Annotated in this window: 14 protein-coding genes; 7 read left to right on the forward strand and 7 right to left on the reverse strand. The window is 59.1% G+C overall.

The features are described 5' to 3' along the window. Window positions 1-57 precede the first annotated feature (57 nt). The gene (locus tag BLO97_RS23900; RefSeq protein WP_092147387.1) at window positions 58-804 is read left to right on the forward strand and encodes a 3-oxoacyl-ACP reductase family protein; all 747 of its coding nucleotides are present in this window, start codon (window positions 58-60) and stop codon (window positions 802-804) included. Between the two features lie 63 nt (window positions 805-867). Here BLO97_RS23900 and BLO97_RS23905 read toward each other — a convergent pair whose 3' ends face one another. The 6 genes from BLO97_RS23905 to BLO97_RS23930 form a co-directional block, all read right to left on the reverse strand. Beyond that, window positions 868-1,563 (reverse strand): HAD-IA family hydrolase, encoded by a 696-nt coding sequence (locus BLO97_RS23905; protein WP_092147384.1) that lies wholly within the window; start codon window positions 1,561-1,563, stop codon window positions 868-870. 256 nt (window positions 1,564-1,819) lie between these two features. Beyond that, a complete protein-coding gene (locus BLO97_RS23910; RefSeq protein WP_092147381.1) occupies window positions 1,820-2,203 on the reverse strand; it encodes a hypothetical protein in 384 nt (127 codons plus the stop codon). A gap of 87 nt (window positions 2,204-2,290) precedes the next feature. Further along, the gene (locus BLO97_RS23915) at window positions 2,291-2,497 is read right to left on the reverse strand and encodes a hypothetical protein (protein WP_027911463.1); all 207 of its coding nucleotides are present in this window, start codon (window positions 2,495-2,497) and stop codon (window positions 2,291-2,293) included. A 418-nt stretch (window positions 2,498-2,915) separates the two neighbouring features. Then, on the reverse strand, window positions 2,916-3,326 hold the full coding sequence (locus BLO97_RS23920) for a glycine zipper domain-containing protein (RefSeq protein WP_092147378.1): 411 nt from the start codon (window positions 3,324-3,326) through the stop codon (window positions 2,916-2,918). Between the two features lie 374 nt (window positions 3,327-3,700). Beyond that, the gene (locus BLO97_RS23925; protein WP_256572267.1) at window positions 3,701-3,952 is read right to left on the reverse strand and encodes a hypothetical protein; all 252 of its coding nucleotides are present in this window, start codon (window positions 3,950-3,952) and stop codon (window positions 3,701-3,703) included. Window positions 3,953-4,042: 90 nt separating this feature from the next. Beyond that, on the reverse strand, window positions 4,043-6,232 hold the full coding sequence (locus BLO97_RS23930) for a response regulator (protein WP_092225140.1): 2,190 nt from the start codon (window positions 6,230-6,232) through the stop codon (window positions 4,043-4,045). Window positions 6,233-6,798: 566 nt separating this feature from the next. Here BLO97_RS23930 and BLO97_RS23935 point away from each other — a divergent pair. Then, window positions 6,799-7,077 carry a short-chain dehydrogenase gene (locus BLO97_RS23935; RefSeq protein WP_092348484.1) on the forward strand — a complete coding sequence of 93 codons (279 nt, stop codon included), beginning with the start codon at window positions 6,799-6,801 and terminating at the stop codon, window positions 7,075-7,077. A 656-nt stretch (window positions 7,078-7,733) separates the two neighbouring features. On the opposite strand, the gene BLO97_RS23945 is transcribed toward BLO97_RS23935, so the two are convergent. Further along, complete coding sequence (locus BLO97_RS23945) at window positions 7,734-8,357, reverse strand: hypothetical protein (RefSeq protein WP_092348490.1); 624 nt, start codon at window positions 8,355-8,357, stop codon at window positions 7,734-7,736. A 144-nt stretch (window positions 8,358-8,501) separates the two neighbouring features. Between BLO97_RS23945 and BLO97_RS23950 the strand changes: the two genes are divergently transcribed. From BLO97_RS23950 to BLO97_RS23970, 5 genes are all read left to right on the forward strand, one after another. Continuing rightward, window positions 8,502-9,179, forward strand: coding sequence for a phytanoyl-CoA dioxygenase family protein (locus tag BLO97_RS23950; protein ID WP_092348493.1), 678 nt, complete (start codon window positions 8,502-8,504; stop codon window positions 9,177-9,179). Window positions 9,180-9,277: 98 nt separating this feature from the next. Beyond that, window positions 9,278-10,333, forward strand: a complete 1,056-nt coding sequence (locus BLO97_RS23955; RefSeq protein ID WP_092225132.1) for an alpha/beta hydrolase family protein — start codon at window positions 9,278-9,280, stop codon at window positions 10,331-10,333. A gap of 63 nt (window positions 10,334-10,396) precedes the next feature. Beyond that, window positions 10,397-10,786 carry a hypothetical protein gene (locus BLO97_RS23960; RefSeq protein WP_092348496.1) on the forward strand — a complete coding sequence of 130 codons (390 nt, stop codon included), beginning with the start codon at window positions 10,397-10,399 and terminating at the stop codon, window positions 10,784-10,786. A 34-nt stretch (window positions 10,787-10,820) separates the two neighbouring features. Further along, entirely contained in the window at window positions 10,821-11,507 is a 687-nt protein-coding gene (locus BLO97_RS23965) for an HD domain-containing protein (RefSeq protein ID WP_092348499.1), read from the forward strand. Window positions 11,508-12,114: 607 nt separating this feature from the next. Further along, the gene (locus BLO97_RS23970; RefSeq protein WP_092147357.1) at window positions 12,115-12,777 is read left to right on the forward strand and encodes a hypothetical protein; all 663 of its coding nucleotides are present in this window, start codon (window positions 12,115-12,117) and stop codon (window positions 12,775-12,777) included. Window positions 12,778-13,070 lie beyond the last annotated feature (293 nt).

Raw genomic sequence — 13,070 nt, forward strand, 5'->3', positions numbered from 1 at the left:
TCTTGATACTCGCTCCATCACCGCGGCACCTCGCCCCGGCACTTTTTGGAGAACATCATGAATACCCAAGCACTGAACGGTAAAGTCGCCTTGATCCAGGGCGGTTCTCGCGGCATCGGCGCCGCCATCGTCAAACGCCTTGCCGCGGAAGGCGCCGCCGTGGCCTTCACCTACGTCAGCTCTGGCGCAAAATCAGAAGAACTGCAGAACAGCATCATCGCAGCGGGCGGCAAGGCCTTGGCAATCAAGGCAGACAGCGCCGACGCCGACGCCGTTCGTAACGCCGTCGCCGCCACTGTCGAAGCTTTTGGACGGCTGGATATCCTGGTCAATAACGCGGGTGTGCTGGCCATGGGGCCGCTGGATGAATTCAAACTCGAAGATTTCGACCAGACCCTGGCCGTCAACGTGCGCAGTGTGTTCGTCGCCACCCAGGCGGCAGCGCGGCACATGGGCGAAGGTGGCCGTGTCATCAACATCGGCAGCACCAACGCCGACCGCATGCCCTTCGCTGGCGGCGGGCCTTACGCCATGAGCAAAGCCGCGCTGGTGGGCCTGACCAAAGGCCTGGCCCGTGACCTCGGCCCACGCGGCATCACCGTCAACAACGTGCAGCCCGGCCCGGTGGACACTGACATGAACCCGGCCGACAGCGACTTCGCCTCCAGCCTGCTGTCGCTGATGGCTGTCGGGCGCTATGGCAACGTCGATGAAATCGCCAGTTTCGTCGCCTACCTGGCAGGGCCGGAAGCCGGTTATATCACCGGTGCCAGCCTGACCATCGACGGTGGTTTCGGCGCCTGATCCGAGCCGATCATTGTGGCGAGGGAGCTTGCTCCCGTTGGGCTGCGCAGCAGCCCTTCGCTGTCAGGCCCACTCTAACTCCGGCAGACCGCAAAGGCTGGGCTGGAACATTTTCAAGGAGCGGATGATCCCATCGGCGTGGGCGTATTTTTCATCCGCCATGGCCGAATCCGGAATGGCAATGGCGGTCATGCCGGCGGCTTTCGCGGCGGTTACGCCGAACGGCGAATCCTCGAACACCAGGCAATCGCGCGGATCGACACCCAGGCGCCGGGCAGCGGTGAGGAAGATATCCGGCGCGGGTTTCGCCGCGCCGACCTCGGGGTCGTCCGCCGTCACGATGAAGTCGAACAGCGCGAACCAGTCCCGGTGCAAGGTGGTTTTCAGTGCGAACGTAGGGCTCGACGAACTGGTGCCCACCGCAATCGGAACGTTGTGGGCTTTCAAATGCCGCACCAGCTCCTCCGCACCGGGCATCCCCAGGGCGTGAGGAAAGCGCTCGCGCATCAGGGGCTCGCGGATGACCAGGAACTCTTCGGGGGTGATCGGCAACTCCAGCGCCTGGACGACGTAATTGGCCAAGTCCGTGGCCCCACGCCCGATGATGTTCTGCTTGACGCTCCAATCGAACGTGCGTCCGTAGCGCTCGGCGATGATGGACGTGACCTCGGTGTAGATCCCCTCGGTGTCCAGCAACAGCCCATCCATGTCGAAAATCACAGCTTTGATCGGGCCAAACTCTTTCAGCGGTGTATTCATCGCATCTGATCCGTTATCAACACAACATTCCAGGGATGGCTCAGGTGCGGCCAGGGCAGCGTGTTCGCCTTAAAGGATTCAGCAGGATAACGAAGGGGGCTTGGAACCGGCAATGGGAAATCCATGGATGGGGTTCGTGGCGAGGGAGCTTGCTCCCGCTCGGGTGCGCGGCAACCGTAGGATCGTGGGGGCTGCTTCGCAACCCAGCGGGAGCAAGCTCCCTCGCCACAGAAAGCGGATGGGTGTGAAGGGATGGTTATTGTCCCGAGCTGCCGGAGCCGCCCGACCCCGAGCTGCTGCCGCCCGAGCTGCCACCGCTGTCGCTGGTACCGGTTCCTCCGTTGGTCCCACCGCCGGCGTCGGCACCGCCCATCGTGCTGCCTCCACTCATCGAACCGCTACCCGTACCGGGGCTGGTGCTGCTGCCGTTGGCATCGCCGCCGTTCCCGCCGCTCACGGAGCCCGGGGGCAAGGCGTTACCGTTGGCACCGGAATTGGAGCCGGCCTCCATTTCTGAGGAAGGTGGCATCCCGCCCTTGTCCACGGGGGGCGTGCCGCCCGAAGATTCTGCCAAGGCAGCCAGTGAACTGAGCGAAAGAATCCCGGCGAGTGTCAGCGCTGTCATGTTGGACTTCATCATGGTGAGTCTCCTTTTCAAGATCCTTACCTGATGTGTGGCACGCGTGGCAGGACGATGGTGCCACTGAATCGACAGACGGGCCCGCGATCAGCTCGGCTTGCCGGAGGCATCGTCACCGGCGATGTCCGGGTCATCCGGGGTCGCTTCGACATCCTCATCGTCGCTGGGTACCTGCTCGACGCCCGCATCGTCATCGGGCGGACGTTGGTCGCGACTCAGGGAGTTGGTGGGCGAAGGCAGCGGGTATTCCGGGGTTTCATCCTCCTCGATCAAGGGAACCTGGGCGTCATCCATCAGGGACCCGGGGTCTTCATTGCCCGGGTCATTGACGACAGGCGTGCCCGAGGAGTCTTGTTCTTCCTGGCCTTGCGTTTGCGGCGTCATGGTACACCTCGCAATTGTTGATGGATGTATGTGTTCGAAGCGGGGGGATGGCAATCGTTCCGGAGATTTTGATTTGCCGTTTTTTTGGGGGGGCAGGTTGGAGTGTATATCCGTTTTTGTGGTAACGGCCGCTTATGGTTCCGCCGTTACGGCGGCTCGCTGGAAAGTGTCAACCATGTCCCCGCACACCCGTCAACCATGTGTCCGGTCCGTACACTTTCAACCAAAGCCCAAAAAAAAGGCGCTTCCCATTTCTGAAAGAAGCGCCGTTTTTTCCAGATGAACAGCATCACGGCACAAGGCCAGGTCTCTTCATCCAAGCATCCGCTTAACGATGCTTTTTCTTGTGCTTGTACTTCTTGCCACTGGAATGACGGTCGTTGTCATTGGACAGGTTGCTACCCAACGCGCCGCCCGCCGCGCCGCCGATGCCTGCACCGATGGTGGAGCCGGTGGAGCCGCCCAGGCGGTTACCGACAACCGAACCACCGGCCGACCCCAAGCCACCGCCAATGGCCGCTTCGGTGCGGCTGCCCTTGCGAGCGCCCACCGCACTGCCGGCTGCGCCGCCAACGCCCGCGCCAATCGCGGCGCCGGTGCTGCCGCCCATCTGCTGGCCGACCACATTGCCCAATACACCGCCCAGACCACCGCCGACCGCGGCGGTACCGTCGCCGGCAGCCATCGCGCCCTGGGCAACCACCAACCCCAGTACCAAGGTGGACAAAGTCAAACGCATGATAGAAACCTCAAAAATGCCGCATCGGGGAGAAATGGCCGGTGCGCGCGGGCGCGAGTTTACGCCAGACAGCGTCAGCCATGACGGTTGGACAACGAAACGGCGGTTTATTTTATGACAGGCAAAAAAAAGCCCGCTGGGGAAACGGGCAGGTACTGCTTTCTAACGGATGAGCTGAGAGTACGTACTTGCTTGTGAAAGAAACGTGAAAGAAATCGCCCGTTGAGAAAAGATGAAAAATATCTGCGTAGTGACCCCAGAAGCGGAACGCGGAGCGTCCCTGGCAACGTTCCCACCCAGGAGGGTAAAAACTGTCAAAAAAAAGGGCTGCTATGCAGCCCGGCGGGAGCAAGCTCCCCTACCATGATCCGCCGTCACTTTCTGACCGGGACCCTGGGCAAGAACTTGGCCTTCTCCCCTCGCTGCACTTTGGCCACCTTTGTCCTGATGGACTTGATCGGCTCGTCACCGAAGTCTGCATGATAGGCCGACTGGCCACACTGCAACCCTTCATTGATCGGATACGCGGCAGTGTTCTCCTCGCTGTACGGTGCTCCCATTGCCTTTCCCCTTTCATCGAGGCCCATACCGGCAACAACCGATTGCCTGAAAATATCGACCTTCACGACAATGAGACTAGTCGGTCATCAACAGACTGTTGATTCAACAAAGCCCTTGGCCGACGAATGGAACTCACTGTTTCAATAAGGAAACACTCATTCAGCCCCCAGTATCGTCCTGTTTAAAACCCGGGAAACCTGATCGGCCGAATAGGGTTTGGACAAGAATTCAAAGCCCTCATGGCCGCTGTGGGCCAACTCTTCGCTGTAACCAGAAGTCAGCACCACCGGCAAATCCGGGCGCCGCTGGCGCAGTTCCCTGGCCAGGGCAATGCCGCTGATCCCCGGCATCATTACGTCAGAAAATATCGCGTCGAATGCCATCGCATCCGGGCCGACCATTTCCAGCGCTTCTTCGGCGTTGGTCGCCCAGGCGGTCTCGTAGCCCAGGTCCTGAAGGATCTGGTTGGCAAAACGCCCCACCTCCAGGTTGTCTTCCACGATCAACACCCGACGCTTGCCCTTTTCCGGCAGCAGATGCGTGTGTTCTTCCCGGACAGGCTCATGGCTTTTTTCGGGCGCTACTTCCGGCAGGTACAAGGTGAACACCGTGCCCTCACCCACCACGGTCGAGACATCGACGTTGCCACCGGATTGCTTGGCAAAGCCAAACACCTGGGACAAGCCCAGCCCCGTGCCCTTGCCCACCTCCTTGGTAGTGAAGAAGGGTTCGAAGATGTGCTCGAGCACTGGCGAGTCAATACCGGTACCCGTGTCCGCCAGGGCAATGGCAGCAAAGGATTGCCCGGCCCCGGCATGACCACGGATCGGCGGCATGCCACCGCCGCAACTGAGCCGAAGCCACAACGTGCCCTGGCCATTCATGGCATCCCGGGCATTGAGGGCTATGTTGATCAGCGCGGTCTCGAACTGGCTCAGATCCGCCCGGATGTAACAGGGCCGATCGCACAACTCGACGTGGACCTGGATCCGCGCCCCGGTGACGGTTTGCAGCATGTCCCCCAGGCTCTGTACTTGCTTGCCCACATCGATGACTTGCGGCTTCAACGGCTGGCGCCTGGCAAACGCGAGCAACTGGCTGGTCAACTTGGAGGCGCGCTCCACGGTTTCGGACACCGCCGTCATGTAGCGTTGCCGACGCTCCTCGGACAGGCTGGGTTTGCGCAGGAAGTCGACCGAAGAGCGAATGATGGTCAGCAGGTTGTTGAAGTCATGGGCCACGCCGCCGGTAAGCTGGCCGATGGCTTCAAGTTTTTGCGATTGACGCAGCGCCGCTTCGGTCTGTTTCAAGCGCGTGGTGCGCTCCTCGACGCGTTCTTCCAGCGTCGCATTCAATTCGGCCAGGGCCGCCAGGCCTTCGCGCACGGCAGCGTCGGCACGGGCGCGCTCGATGTGGGCCCAGGATCGCTCGGTGACTTCCATCAGCAGCGCCAGGTCGTTGGATGACCAGACCCGCGGCATTTTATCGTGGATCGCCATCAACGCGGTCAATCGCCCGCCCTTGATCAACGGCACGCAGATGGTGGCCGCGATGCCAATGGCCTGGAACGTCGCCGCTTCCTCCGGCGCCAGTTCCTTGAGGTTATCGTTGATCACCAGCGGCTTGCCGGCCCGCAGGTTAGTGACCGCCAGTCGGCCAAAATCAGCCAGTCGATAATGCCCAAGGATATGGGGCGAACCCACCCTGGCCCAATCACCACGAATGGTGAAGCCGTCTTCGTCCTCATCCATGTCTGCGTAAGCACAATTGGACAGGTTCAGGTGCGCCGCCAGGATCCGTGTGGTGGCTGCCATGATGCTCTGCGGGTCGGTGGCATTCGCCACGGCATTGCCGATGGCATCGAGCACCGCCAGCCGCTGGGTCATGAACACCGTGGAAGTGGTCTCGGTAACCGTATCCAGCATGCCCACGACCTTGCCGAACTGGTCACGGATGGGGCTGTAGCAGAACGTGAAATAAGCCTGCTCGGGACCGCCGCCGCGCTCGATGACCAGGGGGAAGTTCTCTATAAAGGTCGCTTGCCCATCGAAGGCCGCGCGCACGATCGGCCCGATATCGCTCCAGACCTCCCGCCACACCTCATCGAACCGCCGCCCCAGCGCCTCGGGCTTGCTGCCAAGGATCGGCAGGAACGCGTCGTTGTACAACGTGATCAGGTCCGGCCCCCACACGATGGCCTGGGGAAAATGCGAGGCAAGGCTCAGGGCCACGGTGGTCTTCAGCACATCAGGCCACTGCGAAGGCGGCCCGAGCGGCGTGTCCCCCCAGGGATGGCGCCGAACCCGTTCAGCCATTTCTCCAGAGCTCTGAAGCCAATCTGTCATTGCGTTCGATCCTTCTGAGACGCCAATACCAACGAGGGGGAAACGCTTATGACCCCAAGCAGGGCCGTATTATCCCGCGCCGGATGGGAATGCGCGATTGGATTGTGGGAGGCGTCGGGGGGCAAATGGGGGGTAATGGGCAGATACGGGCGGTGAGGCTACAGAAATATCCTACATATCGTTGGGATTTAGCCCGATGTAAGTGAGGGGCTTGCTCAGTTGTAAGACATATAGCTCAGATACTTACGGCTGTGGCAACGTCCTACACATGATTGGGAATCCCCTTCGCTATCAATCCCTTGCGTATTTTTTGCGGCGGTGACTATAGTCTTCGCGTCGCCCAGATGGCGACCGGGTTTGGCGACTCGATTGACACAATTGCAACGGTGTTTTCTGCTGTGGCAGAAGCACACTCGTGCTCACAGAAACTGCTTTATGGCAGCTGTGCGCGGGAGACCTTCGGGTCTGCCGGCTCCTTGTGTCTCCGGTTCGCCAACCTGCGTACAGCTGCCACCCTTTGTTTGGCGACAAAGTGTGGCAGTTCATTCATGACACAAGGAATTGATATGAACCGATATATGGGCCTTACCAGCAACGCCGACGATCAACCCCTCTACGTCGATACCACCGCCCCGCTACACATCCTGCTCGACTCAGCCGCCTATCGAATCCGTGCCGCCACCCAATTCCTGGAGAATCTGGCGATGCGTGATGAATTGACCATCGATCCCGCAACCCTTCAGGACCTCGCACAACTGTGCTGCATCCCACTGCGTGATGGGTGCGACGTGATGGATGTGATTGCCCGAAGATTGGATGCGGCACCGGCAGGTTCCCCCCTATAAGCCTGCCCGCCGACAACCTGTGGCGAGGGAGCTTGCTCCCGCTGGGCTGCGCAGCGGCCCCAAAGACTTTGGCGCGGCGAACCAGGCAAATCACACCAGCCGGTTTCAGGACTGCTGCGCAGTCCAGCGGGAGCAAGCTCCCTCGCCACGGGGTTTTGTACGGCGTGATTGATGGTGGGCTATTCGGATTGGTCAGCGTCGGGCAGACCTCTTCATTGGCAACGCGGACTTTTTAATGCTAAACTCATGACACCGCCAGCACCAAAGCTGTGAACACACAACTGTGGCGAGGGAGCTTGCTCCCGCTGGGCTGCGCAGCAGCCCCAAAGACTTTGGCGCAGCGAACCAGGCAAATCGCATCCGCCGGTTTCAGGACTGCTGCGCAGTCCAGCGGGAGCAAGCTCCCTCGCCACGGGGTTGTGTACGGCGTGATTGATGGTGCGCTATTCGGATTGGTCAGCGTCGGGCAGACCTCTTCATTGGCAACGCGGACTTTTTAATGCTGAACCTCATGACACCGCCAACACCAAAGCTGTGAACACACAACTGTGGCGAGGGAGCTTGCTCCCGCTGGGCTGCGCAGCGGCCCCTTTTGTAAGCGCTGCGCACTCAAGCGGGAGCAAGCTCCCTCGCCACCGGTGCATCGTCGACCTGAACTACTCGACAATCCCGTTATAAACAACAGTCGCAGCGCCTTCCTTCTTGACCATGAGCTTGTTCCCTTCCGCCATGGCCTCGACCAACTCAGAACACCCGTCCACTTCACGCTTGCCATCAACGCGCTCGGCCTGGGTGTCGAAACTGAATACATAGGTCGACGCCGGGCAAGCATTGCCACCCTCCCCCGTGGAAACCACCAGAACATACTTGTTCGGACCAAACGTATAAGCCTTTTCAATCGTCACATAACCGGTGTACTCGGCCTGCTCGACGATGGATTCCATGACGTTCATCACACCCGCTCGCGATTGGTAATTCAGCGCAGTTGCCATCGCCTCAGTCTGCGTCGTGAAAGGTCCGGCACGCTCGGTATTGACGGGCAGCGGTTGATAGGCAACACCCGGAGGCGCGGGTGGTGCGGCTTGAGTCTTGGCGGTGGTTTTTGCAACAGGGCTTCGCTGGAGCTGAGGGCTGTCGCATTGGCCGTTTTTGCAGATGAAATCGCCCTGACAATCGATATCTTCCGAACACTGGTTCGTTTCTTCGAAGGTGCTCTGGTCGGCGTTGGCGTAGCCGATGACGGCCAGTGTCAGGAGGGTGCAGGCGAACAAACGCTTCATCAGTGAAGTCCTTTTCTTGGATGGTGGCTGGATGATAACTGCAAACCTACCGGGATTGTCTCTGGTCGCCGTCCTTTACCAATGTCGGGTGGTCCCACTTTGGTTTACAGACTAGCCTTCCAAATGCCCGCCCAAGGACGAACCATGGCTGACCACAAACAACTCCACCAAGACGGCTACGCCCTGCTCCGTCAAGCAATCCCGAACGAGTGGCTGGCCGACCTTCGTGCCGTGTTCGATGCAGGCGTGCGACCGTCGGACCAATGGCCAGTGCCCCGCGGCATGGACTGGCGCTATTCGATGCTGGACGATGATTCAAAGATTCAGGCCGTGTGTCGCCTACCCCAGCTACTGGCTGTGGCAGGTGAGTTGATCGGCGAGCGGTTCTTCCTCTCCCAAGTGGAAGGCCGCGAGCCCCTGGCGGGTAACGGTCACCAACAACTGCACCGCGACTTGTCAGCCCAACGGCCAGGCGACATCGTCATCGCCCTGGCTTTCTTCGACGATTACGGCCCCGAAAACGGCGCGACACGGATCGTCCCCGGCAGCCACCGCCCCGAGCCGGATGCCCCGCCCTTCGACTTCAATGACGAGTCAGGCGCCATACAGCTTTCAGGCTCTGCCGGTGACATCCTGGTGTTCGATGTCGATCTGGTGCATGCAGGCAGCCTGAACGTGATCGGTGCACGCCGTCGTTCCATTCTGATCAGCTATTTCTCGGAGTCGCTCTACGCGTCACACTTGGAAACCGTGGCGCTGCGCAATATTCGTATGGACACCAGCGACCGATTCGCACCGTCGGAGTTTGCTTTCGGGGACTAGTTTCTCGGGTTGATGAAAATCATGCGCAGCGGTTCGAATCTGAGCTTTAATGCCCGTGCTCATCGCCCCCCATTCGTCTAATCAAGGAAGAAACGACATTGAAAACAGCTTTCGGCGCCCTGTTGTTGGCCTGCCTGACAACAACCGCATTGGCTGGCGAGAACCCCATCGGTTTCCAATCTTCCACCCTGCCGGATCCGCACAATGGCCGCGCACTGGAGATGGTCGTCTGGTACCCCGGCGCAACGACCGAAACCGCGCAACTGATCGCCGATAACGCGGTATTTGTCGGCGCGTCTGCCGTGCGTAACGCGCCGCCAACGGCCGGCGAACATCCATTGGTGGTGCTCTCTCACGGATACAGGGGTAACTGGAGCAACCAGATCTGGCTGGCCAGTGCGTTGGCCCAGAAGGGTTACATCGTCGCCGCCGTCAACCACCCCGGCAGCACCACCCATGACCGCAGCCCCCAAGCGGCGGCGCAGTTATGGCTGCGGCCCGTTGATCTGCGTCGAGCCATCGATGCGGTCACGACCCAGCCTGAAAAATTTGGCCGGGTGGCCAATGGTCGAATTGCAGCCGTGGGCCATTCACTCGGAGGCTGGACGGCCCTGGAGATCGGCGGCGCTCGCTTCGACCCAGAGCGCTTCGCCCAAGACTGTAAAACCCACCCGCAGCTAGCCAGCTGCACCGTTTACGAACAGATGAACCCCGCCAGCACCGCTGAATCAAAGGCCGAACTGGCCGCCGCTTGGCGCGATAAACGCGTCACTGCGGTGGTGACATTGGACCTCGGCCTTTCACGGGGCCTGACCGATAAAAGCTTGGCCGCGCTGCCTGTCCCCGCTCTGGTGATCGCTGCCGGAGTACCGTCGCAAGAACTTCCCGCTGAGTTGGAATCTGCCAACCTGGCCAAGCGCCTGCCCCCAGCGTCTAGCCGTTACATCGAAATCAGCGATGCGAGCCATTTCAGCTTCATGTCGATGTGTAAACCCGGGGCGGAGGAAATGCTTGAGGAGGAAGTGCCGGGGGATGAGATCATTTGTCGGGATGGTGATGGCGGTCGTGCTCGGGAGGTGATTCAGCAGCAGGTCGCATCGCTGATAGCGGAGTTTCTGGCGCAATCACCTGCAGACAAAAAAGGCAGTTTGTAACCGATCACCTGCGCAGTGTTCGAACTATCCTTTACGCCTCCACCCCAAACGGAATTCGCCAAGATGTACCTGCGCTCAAGCGTATTGTGCCTGTGCCTTTTCAGCAGCCTGAGCCAGGCCGCTGTCAACTGTTCTGCCCTGGCGGAAAAGATCTCCGGAACGGTGCCTGAGTTTCATCCGTCAGTGCAAGGCAAGGTCATTGGTACCGGGCGCCTGTATTTCCACGAAGCGCCAGATGAAGCCTGTGCCAATAAGAAGATTTTCGTAATACCCGGCGACTCTCTCACCGTTTACTCCAGCCTTGAAGATGAATCGTGGCTGGAAGTGAACTTCATCGCCAAGAGCGGCGACGACTATACCGGTTGGGTAAAGGCTGATCGGGTCGAGATTGGCGCACCTTACGGAGCGCCACCGGAAGATGTCGAAGATGAACCGGCGGGTGATGCCCAATAAATACCTTTTTCATTTTTGAAGCGCAGGAGAAACGATGACGGGTTCGCCAGAAGAGAACGGTCTATTCACGGCCAGCACACACGGCGACCTAGACGCGGCTGATGTCACGGGTTTCGACGCCTGGGCTCGCGTCTGGGCGGAGCTTGGCGTCGTACGCGTGTCACGCGAGACATACGAAGAACCCATTCGACACTACTGCGAGCCGCACCGCGCCTACCATAACCTCCAGCATCTGAAGGAATGCCTTCAAGTGCGCCGATTCGTCAACGCGGCGTGCCAGGCCCCCGCCGAAATCGACCTCGCACTATGGTTCCATGATGCGATCTACGACCCCCTTCGCAGCGACAACGAACTGCGCAGTGCGCAATGGTTGGACCACGTGGCACGTGATAGTGGCCTGGGCGATGAAACGAGACACAGGCTTTACAACCTGATCATGGTGACGCGACACGACGGCGCCCCGGCATCGACAGACGAAGCGGTGTTGGTGGACACGGATCTGGCGATCCTTGGAGCGTCGTTCGAACGGTTCGAGGAATACGACCAACAAATTCGCCGCGAGTACCAATTTGTGCCCCTGCCGGTGTACCGCCAAAAACGGCGCCAGGTCCTTGAAGGCTTCCTGGCGCGCGAGCGCATCTATACGACTGCGGCGTACTTCGACGCATTCGAGCAGCAGGCACGCGCAAATCTTGCACGCGCCATCGAACGTCTCGACTGAGGACTGGATTCAAGCGGCGAAGGGATAACTTACTCCCCTGACTGCACGCTCTTCATGGCTTCGAGAAGCTGGCCCTCAAAGTACTCGCTCCCATCTCGTTCCTGCTCTTTTATGCGGCGCTTTGCTTCTATAAGCATCTACGAAGCATCTGCGTGACAGCGATGTCCTGATTCAAAAAAGTGGCAACCATCAGGTCGGTCAAATTTGCTAAGGGGTATCCCAGACCGCCCTGCAACGCTGCATCAGACCTGTAGGTGAATCCCCACATCACGGACCCAAAAAATTTGAGATTGTAAGATTCGAATTCATGGACCGACCTCTGAAGAAATCGAAGGGTGGGTCATTTCGCATGACCAGAAGATAGCTAAAAAACGAGATCGGATGACTACTTTTGGCCGATTGCGAGCCTTAGCGATAGGCAGCATACGGCCAAAAGCGGTCAGTGGATTTAGGGTGCTTGCACCTCTAGCTGTAGCTTTGTAGGATCCTGCGAGCGCACCGACAATGGCGGTTCACATGGACAGCACGTCAAGTTTGGAAATCGAGGGCGTTGATTTAAATTCCAGACTTCGATTACGCTGCGATCAGATATGGAGATTCTTCTACTTTGAATTATGGACAAGCTGTAGCAGTCGTCGAAGCCTTTCAAAATCTTGCACACAGAATTGACATTGAATTTCCAGAACGCCTCGCAGCACTCATGGGAATTGCGCATACCCCCCCTTCAAAGGCTGCACTGAGTAGCCTTGTAGATTTTCACTGGCTCGATGCCGAAGAAGCAGAACGAGAAATCAATGAGTGGCTTAACCCTGATGACCAGCAAGGTCGAACCTTTCTTCCCTTTGCGGCTACAGGCGGCGGTGAGCCTTACTGCCTGGTTCGATTGGAAAACGGGACTTCGGGGATTGCTCAGGTACTTCATTTTGCTCAGCCATCCCCACTTACCCATGCCGATATCTCGTCGTTCGTGACAAGGGAATACGTGCGCGTCGCTACGGACTTATCTTGGCTACCGCCTCAAATGGACTTCAGTATCGCACTGAAAAGTGAAGTGGCATTGATCGAAACGGCTTTGCTGCCCGCAGACTATGCGCTTCTTCAGGCCCTGTTTAGTCGACAGTGTGTCGCCATAAATTACCAGGCTGGCCCTCGAGGCATCTCGAAAATTGTCAAAGCCTTCATCTCTCAAGAAGAAGAGGAATCGTTAGCCGCCCGACTACGCCATCCGAACCCAACCGAGTTCGAAGCTCTTCGTGCTTGGATGCGGTGAATGTGTGTCCACTAGGAACCGAGCCGGCTAACACTCGCAACTTGCCAATATCCGCTTTGGGTTGTTGCTCGTCCCAATAGACAGCAATCGGCCATCAGCGGCCTTGGGCTGAAGTCGTAGACGACGGTGGTTGTCTCGCGGAGTACAGCCCCTACGATTGGCACCGGCAGAACAGCAAAAACCGGCGCCCCCCTTGCCCCCCTGCTACGTGTGTCCAACGGTGTGTGGTACTGAGCGAAGGCGGGGCGAAACGGCATATGCTGTTGGTACCGGTCTTGAAGCGCTAGGTCTCA

The sequence above is a fragment of the Pseudomonas sp. NFACC05-1 genome, assembly GCF_900100135.1.
Taxonomy (GTDB): Bacteria; Pseudomonadota; Gammaproteobacteria; order Pseudomonadales; family Pseudomonadaceae; genus Aquipseudomonas; species Aquipseudomonas fluorescens_Q.

Excerpts from the sequence above, each read along its gene's own strand:
- BLO97_RS23900 (WP_092147387.1), top strand. The coding sequence starts at position 58 with ATGAATACCCAAGCACTGAACGGTAAAGTCGCCTTGATCCAGGGCGGT.
- BLO97_RS23905 (WP_092147384.1), bottom strand. The coding sequence starts at position 1,563 with ATGAATACACCGCTGAAAGAGTTTGGCCCGATCAAAGCTGTGATTTTC.
- BLO97_RS23910 (WP_092147381.1), bottom strand. The coding sequence starts at position 2,203 with ATGATGAAGTCCAACATGACAGCGCTGACACTCGCCGGGATTCTTTCG.
- BLO97_RS23915 (WP_027911463.1), bottom strand. The coding sequence starts at position 2,497 with ATGGATGACGCCCAGGTTCCCTTGATCGAGGAGGATGAAACCCCGGAA.
- BLO97_RS23920 (WP_092147378.1), bottom strand. The coding sequence starts at position 3,326 with ATGCGTTTGACTTTGTCCACCTTGGTACTGGGGTTGGTGGTTGCCCAG.
- BLO97_RS23930 (WP_092225140.1), bottom strand. The coding sequence starts at position 6,232 with ATGACAGATTGGCTTCAGAGCTCTGGAGAAATGGCTGAACGGGTTCGG.
- BLO97_RS23935 (WP_092348484.1), top strand. The coding sequence starts at position 6,799 with ATGAACCGATATATGGGCCTTACCAGCAACGCCGACGATCAACCCCTC.
- BLO97_RS23945 (WP_092348490.1), bottom strand. The coding sequence starts at position 8,357 with ATGAAGCGTTTGTTCGCCTGCACCCTCCTGACACTGGCCGTCATCGGC.
- BLO97_RS23950 (WP_092348493.1), top strand. The coding sequence starts at position 8,502 with ATGGCTGACCACAAACAACTCCACCAAGACGGCTACGCCCTGCTCCGT.
- BLO97_RS23960 (WP_092348496.1), top strand. The coding sequence starts at position 10,397 with ATGTACCTGCGCTCAAGCGTATTGTGCCTGTGCCTTTTCAGCAGCCTG.
- BLO97_RS23965 (WP_092348499.1), top strand. The coding sequence starts at position 10,821 with ATGACGGGTTCGCCAGAAGAGAACGGTCTATTCACGGCCAGCACACAC.